This is a genomic window from Bacillus sp. WC2507 (assembly GCF_052656125.1).
Genome location: NZ_JBQXPN010000001.1, coordinates 575,984 through 599,933, shown reverse-complemented (window position 1 = coordinate 599,933; position 23,950 = coordinate 575,984). Strand labels below are relative to the sequence as shown.

The following is a 23,950-nucleotide window of genomic DNA, read 5'->3' as shown; positions in this document are numbered from 1 at the left end:
CACGTTTTGTTAAATATGCTAATACGAATGAAATCAAAACGTTATTTCATCCATTTCTCAGCCCAATTTTGGACTTCATCCATAACACTTTCTAATGCTTTCCCTTTGTCAGTTAAGCCGTACTCGATTCGAACTGGTACTTCTGGATAAACACTACGAACTACAATGCCTTCGCTTTCCAATTCCTTTAAACGCTCTGACAACATACGATCGCTCATATTGGGTATGATATCTGCAATTTCTCTAAAACGTTTTGACTCTTCAAGCAAAGATTTAATAATTAAGCCAGTCCATTTTTTACTAAGCAAAGTAAAAGCTGACTCAAACTTTGGACATAAACAAGAATTATGCTCCATATGTTTCACCTCTCTTCCATTATAATATAGTCTCTTGTAAAAAGTAAGTTATAAAACTTTCCTCATTATTTTATTTTACGTACATTTTACCATTTCCAAATATTAACTTGTCAACTACACGTAAAATATCCGTAAAAAAACCCTCTTCCAAAAGAGAGCTTTTTATATCTTTATTACTTCGTATACCATCCAAGACCTAGTGCACCTTCACCTAAATGCGTTCCAATTACAGCACCAAAATAACCTGTGCGGATTGTAACATGAGGATATTTTGCTTCCAATTCTTTCTTCCATTCATTCGCTTCTTCTTCACGTTGTGCATGAATGATAACAGCTTCCATAGGTACACCTTTACTTGCTTGCTCATCAAAAATTTCGATGATACGTTTTAACGCTTTTTTACGCGTACGAATCTTTTCAAACGGAATAATGACTTTATCTCTAAAATATAAAACCGGCTTTACTTGTAACAGACTACCGATGAAAGCTTGCGCACTATTTAATCGTCCTCCACGTTGTAAATGGTGTAAATCATCTACTACAAAATACGCATCCATCGTTTTCTTCATTTCATCAAAACGGGCGATAATCTCTTTTGGATCCTTTCCTTCGCTTGCTAGCTGTGCACCTTCACGCACATAGAATCCTTGCACTTCACAACTAATTTCAGAGTCGTACGTATATACATCAATACCCTCTACCATCTGTCCAGCTGCCGTTGCTGTTTGATATGTACCACTAATTCCACTTGAAAGATGAATACTAATAACTGCATCATAATCCTTAGATAATTCTTCATATAGCTCAACAAACTTTCCAATTGCTGGCTGAGAAGTTTTCGGAAGTTCTTCTTGCTCACGTACTTTTACATAAAAATCATCTGCTGAAATTTCAGCTTCTTCTTGATAAGATTCCGTTCCAAACACAACGTTTAATGGAATCATATATATATTGAGTTCATCACGAATATGCTTCGGTATATATGCTGTACTATCAGTAACAATAGCTATTTTCATTTGCGTACCTGCCTTATAAAAAAGTTTTTATTTCCTAATTTTACACGAAAACTAAAAATGGTGCATCCATACATGAAAATGCCAATTTGAAATTATACTCACCATATCGACAAATTACAACAAAAAGACGAAATACTCACCAAAATATTTAGCGCAATTATAAAAAATGTTTGAATATAAAAACGCTCGCTTTTAAAATGTAAAGTACTAGTCATTTTGATAGATAGGGGCGTATAAGAGTGTTATTACAATATTTAACAATCAAAGACTACGGTGAAAACGAAATTGTCATTCAAAAATCAAGATTTATCTGTTATGTTAGCAGAGCTACAACAGAAGAAGAAGCTCAAGAATTTATACAAAAAATAAAAAAACAAAACTGGAATGCCACACATAATTGTTCTGCATATTTGATTGGTGAACAAGATCAAATCCAAAAAGCAAATGATGATGGTGAGCCTAGCGGTACAGCTGGTGTACCTATGCTTGAGGTATTAAAAAAGCGAGGTCTAAAAGATACCGTCGTCGTTGTTACACGCTATTTTGGTGGTATCAAACTTGGCGCAGGTGGATTAATTCGCGCATATGGAAAATGTACAAGTGAAGGCATTAATCATGTTGGTGTTGTTCAGCGGCAACTAATGCGTGTTATGCAGACCGAAATTGATTACACATTACTTGGCAAAATTGAAAATGAATTACGTAATTCAAAATATGCCATTAAAGATATACATTATCTAGAAAATGTCACATTTGATACGTATGTAGAAGAAGTCGGAAAACAAGCATTCACAGATTGGATGATTGAATTAACAAATGGGAAATGTACAATTACAGAAGGAGATATGTTGTACTTAGAACAAGATGTTATCTAAGAATAACTACATCATCACCTTTAAAGATTAATGTAGTGAATCACTTCCCTACAAATGAACTAAGGAGATTATATATGGAAGAACGTTATTATCATCTCCAAAATAGCAGAATAAAAAAGAAACGAAGAAGAAAGTTTTTCTACTTCCTTATTTTCTTATTTTTATTTGGCAGTGTAGGACTTTATATATTAAATTCCTACTCTTCTCTCATGGGGATGTATAGTGGTTTTACTCGTGAAAAATCGGATTTGAGAACCGAAGATGTAGAAATTACAAAGGAGCCTTTTACACTCCTTATTATGGGTATAGAAGATTATGCAACAGACGGTCAAAATGGTCGTACAGATTCATTAATGTTTGCGACAGTCAATCCGAAAACGAAAAAGATTTCGCTTATGAGTATCCCTCGTGATAGTCGCGTTCCAATTGTCGGAAAGAATAAAGAGGACAAAATTAACGCTGCGCATGCTTACGGCGGAGAAGAAATGGCAATCAAAACTGTCGAAGGTTTTCTAAAAGTGCCTGTAGACCATTATCTTAAAATTGATTTCCAAGGCTTTAAAGGTATTGTTGATGCTGTTGGCGGTGTTACTGTTGATGTCCCATTCGATTTTTGGGAGCGTTCAGACGTGGATTACTACAAAAAAATCGAATTTAAGCAAGGACAACAAGAATTAAATGGTGAAGAAGCCCTTGCTTACGTTCGTATGCGAAAGCAGGATCCAAATGGCGATTATGGTCGAGCTGCTAGGCAAAGGCAATTACTAGCCGCTGTTGCTCAAAAACTAAATTCCACCTCTACCGTATTTAAAATTAAAGATTTAACAACAGTCGTTGGAAAATATATAAAAACTGACATCCCTATTTCAGACGGACTTGCTCTTTACAATAAACTTTCTGGGTTTGATCCTTCTACAATGCAAACTTTCAAACTTGAAGGAGAAGACAAAAAAATAGGTGGTATTTATTACTTCCTTCCAGATCCAATCGGCGTAGAGACAGTACGTAACGAAATAAAAAAAGAATTAGGAGAAACAGCAAACACTCAAGAAAATCCAACAACAAAAACCGAATCAAATCCTTCTTCAAATTCTAACTCTAACGAAAAAGCGAAGAAAGAAACGAATCAGAACCAGAACCAGAACCAAAATCAGAACAAAACACCAACTGCCCCCCCTCCTTCTACGAATGCTCATGCAGAGTGGATTATGAGAAATCAGCAATAAAAAAAGAGCCAAATCGTATATGATTTGGCTCTTTTTATTTACTTGTTAAAGTGTTGTAAAATTGCTTCTACAATACGCTCTGATGCAAGGCCATCACCGTAGGGGTTAGATGCTTTTGACATCTTATCATGAGCTTCTTTGTTTGATAACAATTCATCAGCAAGACCAAAGATTGTCTCTTCGTCTGTTCCTGCTAATTTCAATGTACCTGCTTCAATACCTTCTGGTCGCTCTGTTGTATCACGAAGAACAAGAACCGGTACACCAAGTGACGGCGCTTCCTCTTGTACACCACCAGAATCAGTTAACATTAAGTATGAACGAGCAGCCACATTGTGGAAATCAATTACATCTAGCGGCTCAATTAAATGAATGCGGCCATGATCACCTAAAATATCATTCGCTGTTTCACGAACAACAGGGTTCATATGAACAGGATACACAACTTGCACGTCTTCATGCTTATCAACAAGACGTTTAATTGCACGGAACATATTACGCATTGGCTCTCCTAAGTTTTCACGACGGTGAGCTGTCATAAGTACAAGACGATCATTTCCAAGCTTCTCTAGTACAGGATGACTATATGTTTCTTTTACAGTCGTTTTTAGTGCGTCGATCGCTGTATTTCCTGTGATGAAAATGCGTGACTCATCTTTATTTTCTTTCTGTAAGTTCGTTGCTGATTTTGCTGTAGGTGAGAAATGAAGATCTGCCATTACGCCTGTTAATTGGCGATTCATTTCTTCTGGGTATGGAGAATATTTATCCCATGTACGAAGTCCTGCCTCAACATGACCTACTGGAATTTGATTATAGAAAGCAGCTAAACTTGCAATAAATGTTGTCGTTGTATCACCATGTACAAGTACAATATCTGGCTTTGCTTCTTTCATTACTTTATCCAAACCTTCTAAACCACGCGTTGTAATATCAATTAAAGTTTGGCGATCTTTCATAATATTCAAATCGAAATCTGGCGTAATTCCAAAGATACTTAATACTTGGTCTAACATTTGACGATGTTGCGCTGTTACAGTCACAATCGATTCAATTTTGTCTGAATGCTTTTGCAACTCTAATACAAGAGGTGCCATTTTAATTGCTTCTGGACGTGTCCCGAAAATTGTCATTACTTTTAAACGTTCAGTCATTTCATTGCCTCTTTTCTTTCACTAGTTACAATTTCTATTATGACATATAAGAATATACATGAATATATGCCTTTTTAACGAATAACGGAAAAGTCCCTCTTACAAATACTTTCTCTTCCAACAGAATAATAATCTATCCCTCGCTTCTTGACATCCTCATTAGTATAACAATTTCTACCATCGAATAAAATAGGTTCTCTCATAAGTTGTGCGTACTTCTCTAACGGATAAGCTCGGATAGCCTCCCATTCTGTCATGATAAAAGCCGCACTCGCTCCTCTAATCGATTCATCTATACATTCGCTATATTGTATAGTCTCCCCAAAGATATTTTTCATATTTTGAATCGCCTTCGGGTCATATAGAACTACATCCGCACCTATATGAATTAATTCTTGTATCATAATAAGGGACGGTGCGTCTCTTACATCATCAGTATTCGGTTTAAACGCTGCTCCCAGCACCGCAATCCGCTTCTTGTTCATATTTATTACTTTCTTCGCTTTCTCAATCAATAACAACTGTTGTTTATTATTCACTTCAATGACTGCCTTTAACAAACGAAAATCATGCGCCACATTCCCTGCAATTTGCACAAGGGCTTTCGTATCTTTCGGAAAACACGATCCCCCGTAACCAATGCCCGCATTTAAAAAAGACGCACCAATTCTCTTATCCATTCCCATCCCTTGTGCAACGTCTAATACATTGGCTCCTACCTTCTCACATATATTTGAAATTTCATTGATAAAACTAATTTTTGTCGCTAAAAAAGCATTCGATGCATATTTAATCATCTCTGCACTTTTTATATCTGTAACATATGTTTTTAAGCGTAATTCACTATACAAATCCTCTACTTTTCGTGCCGCTTCCTCATGATCCGCTCCAATTACAATACGATCTCCTTGAAAAAAATCGTAAATACCTGAACCCTCCCGTAAAAATTCGGGATTCGATACAATATGTAATTCATGTCTCCCCTGTAACTTCTCCTCAATCCATCCTCTAATAGCACCATTCGTCCCTACAGGAACAGTACTTTTTGTAACAACAATAATGTCGTTAGTCGCATATGTTCCAATATCAACACATGCACTTTGAATATATGTTAAATCCGCTGTCCCATCTAATAAAGAAGGTGTTCCAACTGCAATAAATATAAACTCCGCATCGTTAAATGCTTCTTCTTTACTTGTTGTAAAAGTTAAACGATTATTCTCACATACATCATTTATTAATTCATATAAGCCCGCTTCATAAATGGGCAGATCCCCTCGCCTTATCCGTTCAATTTTCTCATCATTTATATCAAAACATGTAACCGAATGTCCTAATATCGCCAACCCTACTCCTGTAATCAACCCAACGTATCCGGTACCTATTATCGTAATTTTCATTTCCTTTTCGCACAGGAATATACAATAGAAAATATACGAATACATAGAATTCTCCCTGTGCTTCCCCCTCTCACATTAAAAATGAGAAAACTCCTTTACTTCTTTATTATATGAATTACTTTTTTCATTCTTTTTTAAGTTTTTGTAAAATTAAATGCACGAATATAAAGTGTAACGCTATTCAGTGAGGGCATCCATTCCCCACTGATTATTAGTTAAACCAATCGGGATTTTACAGGAATTAAGATCCCCATCTAACTTCTTTTTTCCAACTGAATTTTGAGGTGCGAACCTTACTGCCCGTTCATGCAGGATAAATTCCCACATTTTAACACGGAACTTACTCATTTCTACGTGTAACACTTATAATATTGAAATAAAAGTATTCACTATCAAAGAAAAAGAGAAAATGTCATATTCCAAAGCCCAATACGATTAACCTTCTCAAATGATTCAACATTCTGTATACAATTGTCATATATTCTATCTGCTTCCATTTACCGTAAAAACAAAAAAAGATTGAATTCTAATCTTTTTGTGATACCATATGTTATGAGCCTGTAAATAAACATCATAATTTTCAGATAAATATATTTAAAAAAATTACGTTAGACTATAAAAGGGTGGGGTATTAATGGACTCACAAGTGATTTATGCCATTTTGGCATCTTTCATCACTGTACTCGTCGTTACTCCTTTAGTTATTAAGTTAGCTTTTAAAATAGGAGCAACAGATAAGCCAAACGCTCGTAAAGTGCACCAAAAGATTATGCCTCGTCTTGGCGGGTTAGCGATATTTATTGGTGTAGCTGTAGGATTTGTTGTCGGCGGTTTATATGAACAAAGAATGTTATCGATAACGCTAGGTGCAATTATCATTGTAATCATCGGTATTTTAGATGATATGTACGAGTTATCTGCGAAGGTAAAATTCGGTGGACAACTATTAGTTGCCATGATGATTGTAAAAAGTGGATTATTAGTGCAAGTATTATATATTCCAATCCTCGGGGATACTGAACTTGGATGGCTTGCTTACCCAATTACAGTATTTTGGATTGTAGGTATTACAAATGCAATCAACTTAATTGATGGCTTAGATGGATTATCTGCTGGTATTTCATCTATCGTACTTGCAACGCTAGCATATATGGCCTTCACTAGCCCATGGGGCACTGGAGCCGCTATTATCTTACCACTAGCATTAATTACATTAGCAAGTACAATTGGATTTTTATTCTACAACTTCCATCCAGCAAAAATTTTCATGGGAGATACAGGCGCACTATTTTTAGGATACTGTATTTCTGTTATATCGTTACTTGGATTATACAAAAGTGTAACGTTATTCAGCTTTATCGTTCCAGTTATCATTTTAGGCGTACCTGTATTTGATACGACATTTGCAATTATCCGTCGTATCGTAAATAAAAAACCTATTTCAGCACCAGATAAATCGCATTTACATCACCGTTTACTTGCAATGGGCTTTTCTCATCGAAAAACGGTACTAATTATATACGCATTCGGTATTTTCTTTAGTGTAAATGCAATCATTTTCTCTAGTGCGACATTATGGTTATCCATTATTCTTCTTTTCGTTTTAATCTTCTTTACAGAAATTATTGCTGAAGTAATCGGGCTTGTACATGAACGTTACAAACCACTTATTTCCTTTTATAAAAAAGTGAAAAAACGCGAAGACTAATTGTAGTATAGCCTTTACAATTATGAAATATTCAAATAGCATCCTCTTTCTTATAAGAGGATGCTATTTTTTATTCATTACTTTACATTTCCAAAATATAGATTGTTTGAGAGTTCCTCTATTGGAGAAAGATATACATAAAAAGAAAAAGAGTACATTTTCTTTTTTACATCTTGATTGTCAAACTGAGGGTGAATGTTATGATCAAGCGAGTATTGCAATACATTATTTTACTTTTAACGATTACTATGTACGCGTCATCTCATGCGGGAGCAACTACAATTATCCCTGCTGAACATCATCCAAATACCGAAACTACCTCTCCTACCCAAAAAATCGCGTACTTAACATTTGATGACGGACCAAACAAATATACTACGCAAATTTTAAACATCTTAAAAGAAAAGAACGGAAAAGCAACTTTCTTTGTTATTGGTGGAAAAGTACCACATTATAAAAAGACAATGCAACGATTAATTAAAGACGGACATTATATCGGACTTCACAGTATGTCACACGATGTAAAACGCCTTTACACTGGTGATCCATCCGCTTTAATTACAGAAATGGAACAAACACAAAACATTGTTCAGCAAGTTACAAAATTAAATACACATCTCGTTCGCGTCCCGTATGGTAGTATGCCTTACTTAAAAAAGAATTACCGTGATGCACTCGTATCAGCACAGTATAAAATGTGGGATTGGACAATCGATACATATGATTGGAAAAGCTATGACAATCCTTCTGCCATACTAGAAAGAGTACGTAATCAAAGCGATGAACAAGTCGAAGTGATTTTAATGCATGATTCAAGTGTAACCGTACAAATACTGCCAAACGTAATTGATTATTTGCAGTCACAAGGATACAAACTTCTTCCCTATAATCCATCTTCCCACCTCGAAGTGAATTTTTGGAAAGACACAAGATTGTAACAGCTTTAGTGCCTATTTGCTAAAGCTGTTTTATTTTTCTCTTCCCACCCTTCCCATTTTTGTGTAAAATTTTAAATAGTGATGAAGTTTCGAGGTGAATAGAAATGAAACGAATAGATCTCATTTTTAACGCAATACAAGAAGGAGTTTATACAGAAGGTGTAACTGCATCAGAACTTGCTACCCTTCTACAACTAGATCGCGCCAATGTAAGCAGCGACTTAAACAAACTTGTAAAGGATAAACGTTTATTAAAAACAAATACGCGTCCTGTTCGTTTTTATATAGAAACGAACGCTTCGTTGGAAACGCATTCAAAAGAAATAACTTCATTAGATACATTTGCAATTGAAAATACAAGCCTTAAAATCGCAATCGAAAAAGCGAAAGCTTCTATTCTCTATCCTCCAAACGGTATGCATACTTTACTGCTCGGAGAAACAGGAGTCGGAAAATCTATGTTCGCTTCTTTAATGCACGAATATGCAATTGAAGTTGAACAGCTTCCTAAAAATGCACCATTTATCGTCTTTAACTGTGCTGATTACGCAAATAATCCACAGCTACTACTGGGGCAATTATTTGGGATTAAAAAAGGAGCTTATACAGGAGCCAGTGATCAAAAAGGGTTAATTGAAAAAGCACATGAAGGAATCCTTTTCTTAGATGAAGTACATCGCCTTCCTCCAGAGGGACAAGAAATGCTTTTCACATTTATCGACCGCGGGGTATACCGCCGCCTTGGAGAAACAGAAAACGAGCGTAAAGCACAAGTGTTAATCATTACTGCAACAACAGAAGAGCCAAATTCATTTTTATTAAAAACATTTACAAGACGTATACCGATGACTGTCACACTTCCACCACTTCGTGAGCGTACACATAAAGAACGCTTTGCTTTACTACAACTATTTTTCACGAGTGAAGCAATACGCCTGCGAAAAGAAATTCACGTTAGTCCAAATGCAATGCGTGCTTTCGTCTTTTACAATTGTCCCAATAACATCGGTCAATTAAAAACGGATGTACAAATTGCCTGCGCGAAAGCCTACTCTGACTTTGTGACGAAGAAACGTGATTCCGTCTATGTTTCAAGTACAGATTTACCCTGGTATATGAAAGAAGGGCTATTCATTGAAAGAAAGAGCCGTCATCTATACCAAATACCAAATGAAACATTTATATTTACAGGTGATGAAGGTTGGAGTAATCATAAAACAGAAAATGAAAAACGGTCTTCTATTTACGATTATATTGATTATAAATATGAAGAACTTCAAGCTCGCGGTATTGAAGAGGAAGAATTAGAATTACTAATAGAAAATGATATTCAAAGCTTTTTTGTACAATATTTTAACCAAATGTCCCAAAAAACAAGTCATGAAAATGTTTTTAAAATTGTGGATCGTAATATCGTTTCCGTATGTGAAAAAATTGCGGAACTCGCTGAAAAACATTTATCTAAGACGTTTGATGAAAAAGTATTTCTCGCTTTAAGTTTACATGTACAGACAACTCTACAACGTTTGCAAGCTGGAAAACAAATTCATCACCCACAATTAAATCAAATTCGTACGAAATATAAAGACGCTTTTTCCGTAGCTATGCAATGCATTCAGCTACTAGAGGACGAATTACAAATAACAATGCCTATTGATGAAGCGGGCTTTTTAACAATGTTCTTCGTTGTTGATCCAATTCCTGCCTCACAAACAGAAGTAAAAGTATTAATATTAGCGCACGGCAACGGCATCGCAACAGAAATGGCAAACGTCGCAAACGAACTTCTTGGCATTGAGGAAGTAACCGGTATCGATATGCCGTTACATGAATCGCCGAAAGATTTCTTAGAACGTGTGAAAGTGTATATGAAAACACTCCAAAATGTACATGGACTTCTCTTACTCGTTGATATGGGATCACTCGCTTATATTGGCGATATATTAGAAACTGAGTTCAAAATTCCGGTACGTGTTCTTTCCATGACAAGCACTCCACACGCACTAGAAGCAGCTCGAAAAGCTCAGCTTGGCTACTCGCTAGATGCATTATATGAAACAGTGAAGAACTTAACACCGTTTTACTTAAACGTACAAGAAGAAAAGAAAAAGCCACTATCACCAATGAAATCTGTTATTTTAACAGCTTGTTTAACTGGTGAAGGCAGTGCTTTAGCTATCCAAAAAATGTTAGAGAACTATTTGCGATTTGATAAAGAATTAATTGAAATTATTCCGATTAGTATCGTCCATGAAAAAGATTTAACGAAAATGATTGAGAACATCAAAAAAGAGCGGAATATCATTTGTATCGTCACGAATTTCGATGTGCAAGTTCCATGCTTAACATATCATTTTCAAGATATCGTAAACTACACAGCGATTCAGCCAATTCAAGAATTAATTACGTATGAAGAAACATATGCAAAAATGGCTGATATTCTTGAACAACAAATGCAGCGTAACGACGGAGCATTACTTATTAAAACAATTCGTTACGCATTAAATACAATTCAAGAATTAATTTCCTTACAGCTAACTCCTGACAGCTTAATGGGTGTGATTCTGCATATGAGCTGTATGGTTGACCGTCTTCAAAAAGGAGAAAGTCTCCTCCCTCATCCAGATAAAGAGAAACGAAGACAAGATGAGTATTGGATGTATATGAAAGTGAAAAAAGCATTACAACCGATTGAAAATACATTTGAAATACAAATACCTGATGACGAAGTATTTTATGTCATGGACTTCTTTATTAAAAATCAACCTGTGAAAAATTAATCCAGGCAGTTTTTTAATATATCGACCATAACTCGGATTATATCAGCGATTTTTCAAATATATCGATTTACCGAAAATAATCGCTAAAATTTGCACCGTATAGCAAAAAAAGGCTGTTCCAAAATATGGACAGCCTTTTTTGCTACTTCTTTACTTTCCTAATCCGCCCTCTTATTTCGCCCTTCTTATTGGACTTCGTATAAACATTTACATATACATTCGCCTGAATGATTTCTTGAAGTAAGCTATCAAACGCTCTCCCCTGTAAAGGCCCTTCAAAATTCCCCACATTAACTACACCGGTCACGATCCCTTCATTTACACTAATACCTTGCTTTAGCGGACCAAACAAATTTAAAACAACTGGACCAATCTGATCCGCTTTCCCTAAATGAATTTGGCAGGATGTAACTTTTTCTATGTTTTTCAATATGACCCGATATTGCAATTTCTTTAAATCCTCACTAAATATAAACTCTGTTACGCCATAAGCTTCTGTATTTACGGGAGGTATTTCCCTCTTACCTGTTAATCTCGCAAAGAAATGTGTTGTCATAGGGGCATTCTCCTTATATAAATTTCCCAGCACTACTTCTACTACTTTATGGTTTATACATAATCATTTATGACTTTTTCAATTTTAAGTACAAAGAAAAGATTCACAAAATCTTTACATTGAAATTGTTCCTTTAGATTTACAGTCTCTTGTATAATGCACATAGAAAAAACATTATAGGGGGTTCCTTTGAAAAACAACAAATACACTTTTCACACATTGTTAGAGATTTTTCTCGTCTCATTTAAATTAGGGCTTACTTCATTTGGTGGTCCTGTCGCCCATCTCGGCTATTTCCACCACGAATACATACAAAAAAGAAAATGGATGGATGAACGAAGCTATGGAGATTTAGTAGCACTATGTCAATTCCTTCCTGGCCCTGCTAGCAGTCAAGTCGGTATGGGGATTGGATTATTAAGGGGCGGGGTATTAGGAGCTATTATTTCATGGATTGGATTCACCTTACCGTCTGTGCTTGTTTTAGTTTTCTTCGCCTCATTCCTTAATCAATTCGATCTTGGAAGTGCTGGCTGGATTCATGGACTAAAACTTGTAGCAGTCGCTATTGTCGCTCATGCAATATGGGGAATGGCGCAAAAATTAACGCCAGACCGAAATCGTGCGACGATTGCTATTATAACTGCTGCAATCGCCTTACTATGGCCAAATAGTTGGACACAAGTCATTCTCATTATAGTATCTGGCTTTATCGGCTGGTTTTTATATCGCAACCAACCAATTAGCCAATCTCAACATATAAAAGTACCTATTTCAAAAAAGATAGCAGTTTCTTGTCTCGTCTTATTCTTCGGACTATTACTACTGCTACCAATATTAAGACCGTTCTCTTATTACATCGCTTTATTTGATAGTTTCTATCGCTCTGGTGCACTTGTATTTGGAGGCGGACACGTCGTGCTGCCCCTTCTTGAAGGTGAGTTCGTACAAAACGGAATGATGACGAAAGAACAATTTCTAGCTGGATACGGATTAACACAAGCCGTACCAGGCCCACTATTTACATTCGCTTCTTATATAGGAGCTGTGTTAAACGGGACACTTGGGGCAATACTCGCAACAATTGCGATCTTTCTTCCTGCTTTCTTACTCGTTATTGGTGTTTTACCATTTTGGAACAGTGTGAGAAAAATATCTTACATACAAGGCGCACTACTTGGAGTCAATGCAGCCGTTGTCGGTATTTTACTAGCAGCTTTTTATGACCCTATTTGGACAAGCACAATTATGAACGCTGTAGATTTTGTTTTTGCATCTCTTCTATTTTGCTTGCTCGCTTTTTGGAAAACACCACCTTGGGTTATCGTTATACTTGGAGCCTTTGGCGGATATATTTTATCCATTTTGTAAATAAAAAACGACGGCATTCTATAGCCGTCGTTTTTCTATGAAAACTTCACAAGCTCTATTCCTTCAGGCAACTCACTCTCTGTTAAAATACGCAATTCCTTCACACGATCCATTACGTAAGAAGAACGCTTCACAAGCTCTGGATCAATATAAGCTGGATGAACCATAATTTCTACCGTTTGTTCACCTTGTACTCTTCCTTTTAACTTCACGAAGTAATCTTCCGTCACACCATCTGCGTAAAAATCACTGTAAAACACGTCAGAAAATGGGCGTACTGCTCGCTCTTTCTCACAACGACGAATCGGAACATTATATGTAGCCGCTAATCTCTCCAGAACATCGTGCAAAACCGGTAAGCTGTGCACATGATGATGACTATCTAAATGAGTTGGTGTTAATCCGTAAGATAGGAATTTCTCAATTTGAGCAGTCCATTCTCGCTCGACTTCTTCTGGGTTTACCTTCCCTTCCCATACGACACTTTGTTTATGAAACAATCCATCGCTACTTACAAGTGATGGTACGTCTCCAAGAAGCGGTTTCCCTGCCGTTAATACGAGATGTACTCCTACCCCTAACGTTTTATACTCTTTCGCTAAGCGTACCGCATGCTCTGTTCCTGGCATATTCATCATCATCGTCGTTGAATTTACAAGTCCATTTATATGTCCATCAATAATGCCATAATTTGTACCCTCAGTAAGACCGAAATCATCTGCATTTACAATTAACTTAATCATCGTCATACCTCCTAATAGAATAAAAAAAGCGGGCTAAATAGCGCCGCTTTATTTCTCTACCTTTTTGAAGAACTGCGGAAGATGTTCTTTATGTGCTTCCAACATTTCATCTAAAATTTGTTTTGCCACTTTATCTGATGGTACAAGTGGATTAATTGTCATAGCAAGCAGCGCTTTATGATAATCCCCTGTAACAGCAGCTTCAATTGTTGTGCGCTCAAATGATTTAATTTGCTGTACTAAACCGCGAACTGGTACTGGAAGATCTCCAACTGCAATTGGTTTTGGACCTTCTTTCGTAATAATACAGTTCACTTCAACAGCAGAATCATGTGGCAAGCTTGCAATTGTTCCGTTGTTTCGTGTATTAACAGGCTGGATATCACCTTTATTATTGTAAATAGACGTAATTAAACTACATGCTGCGTCACTATAATAAGCGCCGCCACGTTTTTCTAATTGTGGTGGTTTAATATCTAAATTCGGGTCTTTATATAACTCGAATAAATCATCTTCTAATTGTTTTACTACTTCTGCACGTGTACCTTTTTCAATTGAAGCTTCTTTCTCTTCTTCTAACATTTCACGTGTTTTATAGTAGTAACGATGGTATGGACAAGGGATTGCACGAAGGCCACGAATAAAGTCTGGCTCCCAGTTAAGCGCAGCGATATTTTCCATCGTAATTTGCTTTTCTGGATCTGTTACAAGCTCTAACACACGATCCATTACACTTACGCCATCTAAATATACGTCTAGTCCGTATACCATATGGTTTAAACCTGCGAAGTCAACATGTACACGACTTGCATCTACTTCAAGTAATCTCGCAAGACCCATGCGAATTCCGATTGGAACGTTACATAGACCAACTACTCTTTGGATATTTGTATAACGAAGAACAGCTTCTGTTACCATACCAGCTGGGTTTGCAAAGTTAATTAACCATGCATTCGGACAAAGCTCCTCCATATCCTTACAAATATCTAAAATAACAGGAATCGTTCTCAACGCTTTGAATAAACCACCAGGACCATTCGTTTCCTGACCGATTACATCATATTTTAATGGGATTGCTTCATCTTTTGCACGAGCTTCTAATAAACCTACGCGAAGCTGCGTTGTTACGAAGTCAGCATCCTTTAATGCCTCGCGGCGATCAAGTGTCAAATGAACCTCGATTGGTAAACCTGATTTTTTCACCATACGTTTCGCTAAGTTACCAACGATTTCTAACTTTTCTTTTCCTGCCTCAATATCTACTAACCAAATTTCACGAACAGGAAGCTCATCATAACGTTTAATAAATCCTTCAATTAACTCTGGTGTATAACTAGATCCACCGCCGATTGTAGCAATTTTAATTCCAGTCATGCTTTATTCCCCTTTCGCTTCAAGCTTTTTATAAAGATCGATAAACTCTGCTGCTAATTCTTTTACTGTAATCGCATTCATTAAATGATCTTGTGCGTGAATTAAAAGAACACTAATCTCTGTTTTTTCTCCTCTTGCTTCTGATTGTATGAGCTCCGTTTGAAAATGATGCGCTTCATTAATCGCTTCTTTCGCCTTTGCCATCGCTTCATCAGCTTCTGCCATTTTCCCCTGTTTGGCAAATTGAAGTGCCTCCATCGCAAAGCTTCGTGCATTACCACTATTTAAAATTAATTGGAATGGAATTTGTTCTGCTGTAGTCATCATAATTACCGCCCTCTCTATTATGGTTCAACCGATTGAAATACCCCTTCAGTTTGAACATGTCTATTAAATTATTATTTTATGAATGATAGTTTGGTGTTCTTGTAGATGAGTCTCATCTTTTTGAACATGATATAAAGGTAATTGTTCTCACAGACAATTCTGTCTGTGAGAACAATCTTTATGTTACATAGGTACAGAGTTGTTATTTCCTTGCGCTGCTGCTTTTTCAGTACGAACAACAGAACGGTCGCATAATACTACGAATGGATAGTAGATTGCCATCGCAATTACAAAGTTGAATAACTGTAGAATTGCACCTGAAAGATGTCCACCTGTTACAAGATAACCACTAATAATTGGTGGTGTTGCCCATGGGATCATCACAACTGTTTTTGGTACCCAACCAATAGATATAGCTGTATAAGAAGTAATTACTAATACAATTGGTGTTATGATAAACGGTAAGAATAAAATTGGATTTAAAATAATTGGTGTACCAAAGATTACTGGTTCGTTAATGTTGAATGCACCAGGACCAATTGATAAACGAGATACACCGCGTAATTGCGCACTTTTCGCTACAAGTAATACAACGACTAAGAACGCTAATGTTGCACCAGAACCACCAAGATATACGAAAGTATCAAAGAATGGTTTTGTAACAATGTTTGGAACATCAAATGCAGATGTACCACCTTTGAATAAATTCATGTTTTTCTCTAATGCCGGTAAGTATAATGGCTCAATAATACCACCAACGATATTTGGACCATGTAAACCGAAGAACCAAAGAAGATGAACAAGGAGTACAATGACAATTGCACTTGGTAATGTCCCTGCTAAACTTTGCAGTGGTGATTGAATCGTATTAAAAATAAATTCATGAACACTTGTACCAGATAATTTCACTGCTAATTGAATACCTGCAACTACTGTTAAGATAACAAATGCTGGAACTATAGCTGCGAAAGATCTTAAAACTGCTGGTGGTACTCCATCAGGCATTTTAAAAGTAATGTTTCTTTGTACAAAGAAACGGAATACCTCAGTAACAAGGAGTGCCACGATAATTGCTACGAATAACCCTTGTGCACCTGTCCAAGCTAAGTTCAATCCGCCTTCTTTCGGTGTTGTTGGCGTAAGAATAATTAACGCACCAAATGAAATAATACCTGCTGACAAGCCATCAACGCCGTAAGATTTTGCTAAGTTATAACTTGTTGTAAATGCTATGATTAGTGCTAGAATTGCGAAAGAACCAGTCCACATTCCACCGCCAACTTGTTTCCACGTTTCACCAAACAAACCTTTCATGAAATCTTGGAAAGCGTCAGACGGAAAACCATTAATTAGTGATGCCAGTGCACCAACTAAAATAAGTGGCATAACTGCAATAAATCCATCACGGATCGCAGCTAAGTGACGTTGCGATCCGATTTTACCAGCGACAGGAACAATATATTTCTCCATGAATGCAATAAACTTTTGCATTTCGCTTCCCCCCTAATTATTTTTTAAGTGTTAATGCGTGATCTAAAACTGCTTCTCCATTCATCATGCCGTAGTGCATTGGATTGATAACGTCGATTCCAACGTTTCTCTCATCAGCAAGCGTTTTCATTGAAGAAAGCATGTAACGAACTTGCGGTCCTAGTAATAACACATCTGCTTGATCGATATTCGTTTTTACTGCATCCCCAGATACAGCCCAAATCTTTCCTTCTAGACCGCGAGCTTTTGCAGCCGCTTCCATTTTTGTAACTAGTAAACTTGTAGACATCCCTGCTGAGCAACATAATAAAATATTCATTTGAAAATCCCCCTTGTGTAGTATAAAAAGTTTATGTTTATTTATTTTTCTTTACGCTATTTATTAATGCAATTAGCGTGCCAACTTTTCAAAACCACTAAAATCAGCACTTTTTCGACTGTTCCCTTTGTGTGTTAACGCTTTCAATTAGTGTGTCACTCAAAAAACACACAGTGTGTTATAAAACAACACGCTTTTAACACATAACTGTATGAAAATAGATTAGTGTTTAGTTGTCTAGTTGTGTTTAAAACAAAAAACACTAAAAAGTTTTTTTCAGTGTGAAAACCTATTAAAAAATAACCCCCTCTTGAACACACTCTTCTATTTATTGTCCAAGCAAACTCTACTAAATTACATAGAATAGAATAAAATAACACAATTCGAAAGGGGATTCCTATGCCAAAACATAGAAAACAAAGCAAAATAAAGATTTATAGAATAACAAACTATAAAAAAAACAAGCTTTCTGAATTAGACTCTGACAAATTTGAATTAGAACAGCAGGAAATAGAAAATAAGCAGGACAAGTATGTAAATAATAAATAAATATGATAAATAAATAAAAACTAGCCTTCCTTCCTCCTTCCTTCCTTCCTTCCTTCCTCTCTCTCTCTCCTTCCTTCCCTTTCTTTCTTTCTTCTCTTTCTTCCCCTTCTTCTCCTCTCTTCTTCTTTCTTCTCTTTCTTCTCTTTCTTCTTTCTTCTTCTTTCTTCTCTTTCTTCTCTTTCTTCTCTTTCTTCTCTTTCTTCTCTTCTTTCTTCTCTTTCTTTCTTCTTCTCTTCTTCTCTTTCTTCTTCTTTCTTCTCTTTCTTCTTCTTTCTTCTCTTCTTCTTCTCTTTCTTTCTCTTCTCTTTCTTTCTCTCTTCTTTCTTCTTTCCTTCCCCTCCTTCTCCTTCTCTTTCTTCCCCTCTGTCCTTTCTTCCCCTCTCTGTCCTCTTGTCCTTTCTTCTCCTTCCCCTCTGTCCTTTCTTCTCTTTCTTCTCTTTCTTCTCCTTTCTTCTCCTTTCTTCTCCTTCCTTCCCCTCTTCTTCTCCTCTCCTCCCCTCCTTCCCCTGTCCTCTTCTCTCCTCCTCTCTTCTCTCCTCTCCTCCTTCTCTGTCCTTCTCTTCTTCTCCTCCTTCTCTCCTCCCTCCCTCTGTCCTTCTCTCCTCTCCTTCTTCCTCCCTCTTCTTCTCCTCTTCTTCTCCTTCTGCCCTCTTCTTCTCCTTCCCCTCCTCCCCTCCCCTCCTCCCCTCCCTCTCTGTGTGTGTGTGTGTATATATATGAGAAAAATATATATATATATATATATATATATATATATATATATATAATATATATATAATAAGATAAACAAGACAAGCAAGATAAACAAGACAAGCAAACACCATTTGAGCCTACAATAGAAACAAATTCACATAACTTAGATATATGGGATGAAATTTCCCTAAAAGAAATACAAGCTGGTGAGCATACAAATTTATTTGAAGAAAAAAGTAATTATCAAAATATTAATTTGCTACAAGTAAGCGATGTTCGTTTATATTTGGACAACCAACTACAATTTAGTTCCATTGATGAGCAAATTTATCATGAAGCGCTTGTACATCCAATCATGTCTAAAGTTATTGATCCAAAACGTGTCCTCATATTAGGTGGCGGCGATGGGCTTGCTTTACGGGAAGTTTTGAAATATGAAACTGTGCTACATGTAGACCTTGTTGATTTAGACGAGGCAATGATTAATATGGCACGTAATGTTCCAGAAATAGTATCCTTAAACAAAAATGCTTTTTTTGATAATCGTGTGAATGTGCACGCATGCGATGCGAAAGAATTTCTAAATTCTCCTTCATCCTTATACGATGTAATTATTATTGATTTTCCTGATCCAGCAACAGAAGTTTTAAGTACTTTATATACAAGCGAACTTTTTGCTCGTATAGCTACGTTCTTAACAGAAGATGGTGCTTTCGTCTGCCAATCTAATTCACCTGCTGATGCACCTCTTGTATATTGGAGTATCGGTAATACAATTGAAAATGCCGGATTAACTGCAAAAAGCTATCATATCATTGTTCCTTCTTTCGGAACTGACTGGGGATTTCATATTGCTGCTAACTCCTCACATGTACTCAATCAAATTGAACAATTATACGTAGTACCAACTCCTCGAACATTGCCTTCTCTTCTTGCTCCTTTATTTCAATTTAAAGAAGAACATTTAGAACAACGTAATCTCGCTCTTCTAAACTCAGAATCCAATCTTATCCTACATCAATGTTACAAAACGGAAATGGAGTTTTGACGATACTATAGTAAGGAGTGCCACTTTATGGAATATTCTACTTTCGGTAAGCATATAATAGTAGATTTATGGGGAGTGGATTTTTCCCTATTAGATGATATTCACTTTTTAGAATATCATTTAGTTAACGCTGCCGATCGCTCTGGTGCCCATGTTTTAAACGTAAGTACAAAAGAATTCGATCCGCATGGTGTTACTGTTTTAGTTTTACTATCAGAAAGCCACCTTTCTATTCACACTTATCCAGAAAAAAACTTTGCAGCCATCGACTGTTATACTTGCGGTACGACCGTTGAACCGCAAATAGCAATTGATTATATCGTAAGTTTATTAAAACCAAATGAGATGCATATAAAAAAACTAATTCGTGGTACAGGAGAAATTGTTACTGTCGATTAAATATTAATCTTACTCATTTGTAAAAAGGAGGATTGTAAATACCATCAGTGGAACGAACATTCCACTGATGGTACAGACATATACATAAAAAAACCTTGCATACGCAAGGTTCATTCAGCCACTGACATCTTCCTATATAATTCTACAAATTCACTCGCTAATTCCTTCACCGTAATCGCATTCATTAAATGATCTTGCGCGTGCACCATCAGAAGGGTAACTTCGGTCTTTTCACCACCAGCTTCTTTCTGTATGAGATCCGTTTGTACACGGTGCGCCTCTTTTAATTCCTCTAACGCTTCTTGTAATTTCGCTTCTGCTTCTGTAAATTCTCCACGCTTTGCGCAATCAATTGCTTCCATTGAACAACTTCTCGCATTTCCCCCATGCAAAATTAAATGAAAAGCCTTCGTTTCTATCGTATCCATTTTAGTTCTTTACTCCCCCTTTTCTTCCGCCACTTTTTGTTTATCCCATATTTTTAAGAACGGTAAATAAATGAAGAATGCAAGCGCAAAGTTAACAAGTTGTAAAACAACACCTGAAATTTTCCCGCCCGATCCTAAATATCCACTAAATAGAATTGGTGTCGTCCAAGGCACAGCAGCTCCACTCGGGCGAGCAACTAATCCCCATTCCATTGCAAAGTAGGAAACAATTGTTAACACAACTGGAACCAATATAAATGGAATTAATAAAATTGGGTTCATTACAATCGGCATACCAAAAGTTACCATCTCATTAATATTAAATATGCCAGGCGCAATTGACAATCTCCCTAAACTTTTTAATTGCTGACTTCGCGCAAATAGTAACATTCCTACAACTAAAGCAAGTGTTGCACCGGAACCGCCCATATAAATCCATAAATCAAAAAACTGTGCGGTAATCGTATTTGGTACATCTTGCCCTGCTTGAAAAGCAACTCGATTTTGATCCATTAACGACAACCAAACAGGGCTCATTACACCACCAACAATAGTAGCACCATGAATTCCACACGACCAAAGAACATGAACGAGAATAACTGCTAATATTGCGCCCCAAAGACTAGCACCAAGTACACTAAGTGGTTCTTGTAAAATTTGCCCTACAATATTATGGATACTGCCAAAAGAAGTATTTTCTATAATTAAGCGTAAAATCCAAATAACCGTTACCACAATGAATCCCGGAACAAGTGCCGCAAATGAACGCGTCACAGCTGGTGGAACTGTCTCTGGCATCTTTATAATTATCTTTTTTTGTACAATAAACCGATAAAGTTCAGTAGATATAAGTGCAATAATCATTGCTACAAACAACCCTTGGCTTCCCATTAATGCTGCTGGGATAGCACCTTCTACAAGTACACTCTCTTTTGTACTTGGTATAATATATGCGACTTGAAATGGCGTCGCAAGTAAAAACGTCACAAGCGACAATGCCCCGGATGCTAAAGCGTCCACTTTATAATATTCCCCAAGTCTGTAAGCGATTCCAAAAACAGCTATTAAAGCCATTATATTAAAAGTTGCACTAACTGGATACCCCAAAGCCCTCTGCCAATTCTCCCCAAACAAACCTGCCATAAAATCATTGTACCCTGGTATTGGTAAAGCACTAATGATAAGGAAAAATGATCCAATAATTAAGAAAGGCATCGTCAAAATAATTCCATCACGAATTGCTTGTAAATGCCTCTGCTCTGCAACCTTCCCTGCTACTGGCATTACATATTTCTCTAAAAACCGTATCATCTATCCCACTCTCCTCATGGTTTCATTGACAAAGCTGCTTGCAAGATAGCTTCTCCATTGCAAAGCCCGTAATGGACGGATTGAATGACATCAACAGGTATCCCTTTCTCCTTACATAATTCTTTCATTTTCGGTAATAAATAACGTACTTGCGGTCCAAGTAAAAGTACATCAGCTTTATCAATATGACTATTCACTTCAGAACCGGATACTGCCCAAATCTTTACCTCTATCCCTCTTGCCTCTGCTGCTTTCTCCATTTTTGTTACAATCAAACTGGAAGACATTCCCGCTGCACAGCAAAGCAAAATATTCATCCCTTTTCCCTCCCCCTTTTTCCAAACCTAAGTTACGGTGCATCGCTTGCCACCACTAGGTTACAAATATATATGTCTAGATTTCCTGCTGTATGCCGAGCTTAAAAACAAAAATTTCTCGGTTTTCACGCTATTCCATCAATCGGTATTTTCCTAGTAAAGAGGACTCTAACTCGCTATAATAATTCAGTATGATTTTTTTAATTGATAGGAGGATATATTTATGAAGGCATATCGCTTTCCGCTTATTTTATTATCTTCTATCCTAATTGGTGGTTTCATTGGTTATTTCATGGGTGCCGATGCAGTTGCTTTAAAGCCGCTTGGTGACATTTTCTTAAACTTAATGTTTACGATTGTTGTACCGTTAGTGTTCTTTAGCATCGCGTCATCTATTGCTAATATGGATGGATTAAAACGTTTCGGTAAAATTATGTCTAGTATGGCTGGAACTTTCTTATTTACGAGTATTTTAGCTGCTATTTTTATGATTATTGTCGTGAAAGTATTCCCGCCAGCACAAGGTGTTGTATTAGAACTAACACAACCTGACAAAGCTGAAAAAGCAGTTAGTGTTGCAGATCAAATCGTCGGTATTCTAACAGTATCTGACTTCTCGAAGTTACTATCTCGTGAAAATATGTTAGCTCTTATTTTCTTCTCTATCTTAATGGGAGTGGCAACTTCAGCAGTTGGTGAAAAAGGAAAACCATTCGCTACATTCTTACAAGCTGGTGCAGAAATTTCAATGAAAGTTGTATCTTTCATTATGTACTACGCTCCAATCGGACTTGCTGCTTACTTCGCAGCATTAGTTGGTGAATTCGGACCACAACTTCTTGGAACTTACTTCCGAGCAGCGATGGTATACTATCCAGCGTCTCTAATTTACTTCTTTGTATTCTTTACGTTCTATGCATACCTTGCAGGTCGCAAGCAAGGTGTACAATTATTTTGGAAGAACATGGTCTCTCCTACAGTTACATCTCTTGCAACTTGTAGTAGTGCCGCAAGTATTCCAGCGAACTTAGAAGCAACGAAGAAAATGGGTATTTCTTCTGACGTTCGTGAAACAGTTGTCCTTCTTGGATCTACACTTCATAAAGACGGCTCTGTTCTAGGCGGCGTATTAAAAATTGCTTTCTTATTCGGTATTTTCAACATGGAATTTGAAGGACCGAAGACATTAGCAATCGCACTTGTTGTTTCTCTATTAGTCGGAACAGTAATGGGCGCTATTCCAGGCGGCGGTATGATTGGTGAAATGTTAATCGTTTCTCTATACGGCTTCCCGCCAGAAGCATTGCCAATTATCGCAGCAATTAGTACAATCATTGACCCTCCTGCAACGATGTTAAACGTAACAGCAGATAACGCTTGTGCCGTAATGACAGCTCGCCTTGTAGAAGGTAAGAACTGGATTAAAAACAAATTTGCTTAATAAATAGAAAGAGGATGCTTCTAACGAGCATCCTCTTTCTTGTTGTTAATCCATTCCGCCACAAATTTGTTATAATCTTCACAAATATTCCACATCCATTATCCATTCTCCGTACTATAATCATGTATGG

22 protein-coding genes and 2 pseudogenes are annotated in these 23,950 nt (G+C 36.8%); 10 read left to right on the top strand and 14 right to left on the bottom strand.

The window, feature by feature from the left end; all coding sequences use genetic code 11:
• Positions 1-41: 41 nt before the first annotated feature.
• Positions 42-356 (bottom strand): winged helix-turn-helix transcriptional regulator, encoded by a 315-nt coding sequence (locus tag ACUN28_RS03145; protein ID WP_016085569.1) that lies wholly within the window; start codon positions 354-356, stop codon positions 42-44.
• Positions 357-529: 173 nt separating this feature from the next.
• Positions 530-1,372 (bottom strand): DegV family protein, encoded by an 843-nt coding sequence (locus tag ACUN28_RS03140; RefSeq protein WP_016136026.1) that lies wholly within the window; start codon positions 1,370-1,372, stop codon positions 530-532.
• A gap of 239 nt (positions 1,373-1,611) precedes the next feature.
• On the opposite strand from ACUN28_RS03140, the gene ACUN28_RS03135 reads away from it, so the two are divergent.
• Both ACUN28_RS03135 and ACUN28_RS03130 read left to right on the top strand, forming a co-directional pair.
• Positions 1,612-2,247, top strand: a complete 636-nt coding sequence (locus ACUN28_RS03135; protein ID WP_098405026.1) for a YigZ family protein — start codon at positions 1,612-1,614, stop codon at positions 2,245-2,247.
• Between the two features lie 74 nt (positions 2,248-2,321).
• On the top strand, positions 2,322-3,473 hold the full coding sequence (locus ACUN28_RS03130) for an LCP family protein (protein ID WP_016136028.1): 1,152 nt from the start codon (positions 2,322-2,324) through the stop codon (positions 3,471-3,473).
• A gap of 38 nt (positions 3,474-3,511) precedes the next feature.
• On the opposite strand, the gene wecB is transcribed toward ACUN28_RS03130, so the two are convergent.
• Together wecB and ACUN28_RS03120 are read right to left on the bottom strand one after the other, a co-directional pair.
• Positions 3,512-4,627 carry a non-hydrolyzing UDP-N-acetylglucosamine 2-epimerase gene (wecB, locus tag ACUN28_RS03125; protein WP_016085565.1) on the bottom strand — a complete coding sequence of 372 codons (1,116 nt, stop codon included), beginning with the start codon at positions 4,625-4,627 and terminating at the stop codon, positions 3,512-3,514.
• A 74-nt stretch (positions 4,628-4,701) separates the two neighbouring features.
• The gene (locus ACUN28_RS03120) at positions 4,702-6,072 is read right to left on the bottom strand and encodes a UDP-glucose dehydrogenase family protein (RefSeq protein WP_016085564.1); all 1,371 of its coding nucleotides are present in this window, start codon (positions 6,070-6,072) and stop codon (positions 4,702-4,704) included.
• 589 nt (positions 6,073-6,661) lie between these two features.
• On the opposite strand from ACUN28_RS03120, the gene ACUN28_RS03115 reads away from it, so the two are divergent.
• The 3 genes from ACUN28_RS03115 to ACUN28_RS03105 all read left to right on the top strand — a co-directional run bounded on the left by ACUN28_RS03115 (position 6,662) and on the right by ACUN28_RS03105 (position 11,453).
• Complete coding sequence (locus ACUN28_RS03115) at positions 6,662-7,735, top strand: glycosyltransferase family 4 protein (RefSeq protein ID WP_000378314.1); 1,074 nt, start codon at positions 6,662-6,664, stop codon at positions 7,733-7,735.
• Between the two features lie 200 nt (positions 7,736-7,935).
• Positions 7,936-8,673, top strand: a complete 738-nt coding sequence (locus tag ACUN28_RS03110; protein WP_016085563.1) for a polysaccharide deacetylase family protein — start codon at positions 7,936-7,938, stop codon at positions 8,671-8,673.
• A 104-nt stretch (positions 8,674-8,777) separates the two neighbouring features.
• Positions 8,778-11,453, top strand: a complete 2,676-nt coding sequence (locus tag ACUN28_RS03105; RefSeq protein ID WP_016085562.1) for a PRD domain-containing protein — start codon at positions 8,778-8,780, stop codon at positions 11,451-11,453.
• Between the two features lie 142 nt (positions 11,454-11,595).
• Here the strand turns inward: ACUN28_RS03105 and exsM are convergent, their stop codons facing one another.
• Positions 11,596-12,009, bottom strand: coding sequence for an exosporium regulatory protein ExsM (gene exsM / locus ACUN28_RS03100; protein WP_016085561.1), 414 nt, complete (start codon positions 12,007-12,009; stop codon positions 11,596-11,598).
• Positions 12,010-12,198: 189 nt separating this feature from the next.
• Here exsM and ACUN28_RS03095 point away from each other — a divergent pair, with 189 nt between their 5' ends.
• Complete coding sequence (locus ACUN28_RS03095; protein WP_016085560.1) at positions 12,199-13,380, top strand: chromate transporter; 1,182 nt, start codon at positions 12,199-12,201, stop codon at positions 13,378-13,380.
• Positions 13,381-13,415: 35 nt separating this feature from the next.
• Here the strand turns inward: ACUN28_RS03095 and chbG are convergent, their stop codons facing one another.
• From chbG to ACUN28_RS03070, 5 genes are all read right to left on the bottom strand, one after another.
• Complete coding sequence (chbG, locus tag ACUN28_RS03090) at positions 13,416-14,123, bottom strand: chitin disaccharide deacetylase (protein ID WP_016085559.1); 708 nt, start codon at positions 14,121-14,123, stop codon at positions 13,416-13,418.
• Positions 14,124-14,171: 48 nt separating this feature from the next.
• Entirely contained in the window at positions 14,172-15,497 is a 1,326-nt protein-coding gene (gene celF / locus ACUN28_RS03085) for a 6-phospho-beta-glucosidase (RefSeq protein ID WP_000145753.1), read from the bottom strand.
• A gap of 3 nt (positions 15,498-15,500) precedes the next feature.
• Positions 15,501-15,824 carry a PTS lactose/cellobiose transporter subunit IIA gene (locus ACUN28_RS03080; RefSeq protein ID WP_000989047.1) on the bottom strand — a complete coding sequence of 108 codons (324 nt, stop codon included), beginning with the start codon at positions 15,822-15,824 and terminating at the stop codon, positions 15,501-15,503.
• A gap of 183 nt (positions 15,825-16,007) precedes the next feature.
• Positions 16,008-17,315 (bottom strand): PTS cellobiose transporter subunit IIC, encoded by a 1,308-nt coding sequence (celB, locus tag ACUN28_RS03075; protein WP_016085558.1) that lies wholly within the window; start codon positions 17,313-17,315, stop codon positions 16,008-16,010.
• A gap of 16 nt (positions 17,316-17,331) precedes the next feature.
• Positions 17,332-17,634 carry a PTS sugar transporter subunit IIB gene (locus ACUN28_RS03070; protein ID WP_001023569.1) on the bottom strand — a complete coding sequence of 101 codons (303 nt, stop codon included), beginning with the start codon at positions 17,632-17,634 and terminating at the stop codon, positions 17,332-17,334.
• Positions 17,635-18,033: 399 nt separating this feature from the next.
• Between ACUN28_RS03070 and ACUN28_RS03065 the strand changes: the two are divergent.
• Positions 18,034-18,168 (top strand): annotated as a pseudogene (locus ACUN28_RS03065) (polyamine aminopropyltransferase); the annotation flags it as partial.
• Positions 18,169-18,203: 35 nt separating this feature from the next.
• On the opposite strand, the gene ACUN28_RS03060 reads toward ACUN28_RS03065, so the two are convergent.
• Positions 18,204-19,007, bottom strand: a complete 804-nt coding sequence (locus ACUN28_RS03060; RefSeq protein WP_445423349.1) for a hypothetical protein — start codon at positions 19,005-19,007, stop codon at positions 18,204-18,206.
• Here ACUN28_RS03060 and ACUN28_RS03055 point away from each other — a divergent pair.
• Together ACUN28_RS03055 and speD are read left to right on the top strand one after the other, a co-directional pair.
• Positions 18,965-19,924: pseudogene (locus tag ACUN28_RS03055) on the top strand (polyamine aminopropyltransferase); the annotation flags it as partial. The gene ACUN28_RS03060 and the pseudogene ACUN28_RS03055 sit on opposite strands and share 43 nt — an antisense overlap.
• A 27-nt stretch (positions 19,925-19,951) precedes the next feature.
• Positions 19,952-20,323: an adenosylmethionine decarboxylase gene (gene speD / locus ACUN28_RS03050; protein ID WP_016085556.1), complete on the top strand. Its 372-nt coding sequence runs from the start codon at positions 19,952-19,954 to the stop codon at positions 20,321-20,323.
• Positions 20,324-20,433: 110 nt separating this feature from the next.
• On the opposite strand, the gene ACUN28_RS03045 is transcribed toward speD, so the two are convergent.
• From ACUN28_RS03045 to ACUN28_RS03035, 3 genes are read right to left on the bottom strand one after another with little or no spacing between them, the layout of a single operon-like run.
• Positions 20,434-20,751 carry a PTS lactose/cellobiose transporter subunit IIA gene (locus ACUN28_RS03045; RefSeq protein WP_016085555.1) on the bottom strand — a complete coding sequence of 106 codons (318 nt, stop codon included), beginning with the start codon at positions 20,749-20,751 and terminating at the stop codon, positions 20,434-20,436.
• A 9-nt stretch (positions 20,752-20,760) separates the two neighbouring features.
• The gene (gene celB, locus ACUN28_RS03040) at positions 20,761-22,062 is read right to left on the bottom strand and encodes a PTS cellobiose transporter subunit IIC (protein WP_098485653.1); all 1,302 of its coding nucleotides are present in this window, start codon (positions 22,060-22,062) and stop codon (positions 20,761-20,763) included.
• 14 nt (positions 22,063-22,076) lie between these two features.
• The gene (locus tag ACUN28_RS03035; protein ID WP_016079717.1) at positions 22,077-22,379 is read right to left on the bottom strand and encodes a PTS sugar transporter subunit IIB; all 303 of its coding nucleotides are present in this window, start codon (positions 22,377-22,379) and stop codon (positions 22,077-22,079) included.
• Positions 22,380-22,602: 223 nt separating this feature from the next.
• Here ACUN28_RS03035 and ACUN28_RS03030 point away from each other — a divergent pair, with 223 nt between their 5' ends.
• The gene (locus ACUN28_RS03030) at positions 22,603-23,820 is read left to right on the top strand and encodes a dicarboxylate/amino acid:cation symporter (RefSeq protein WP_016085553.1); all 1,218 of its coding nucleotides are present in this window, start codon (positions 22,603-22,605) and stop codon (positions 23,818-23,820) included.
• Positions 23,821-23,950: the final 130 nt, after the last annotated feature.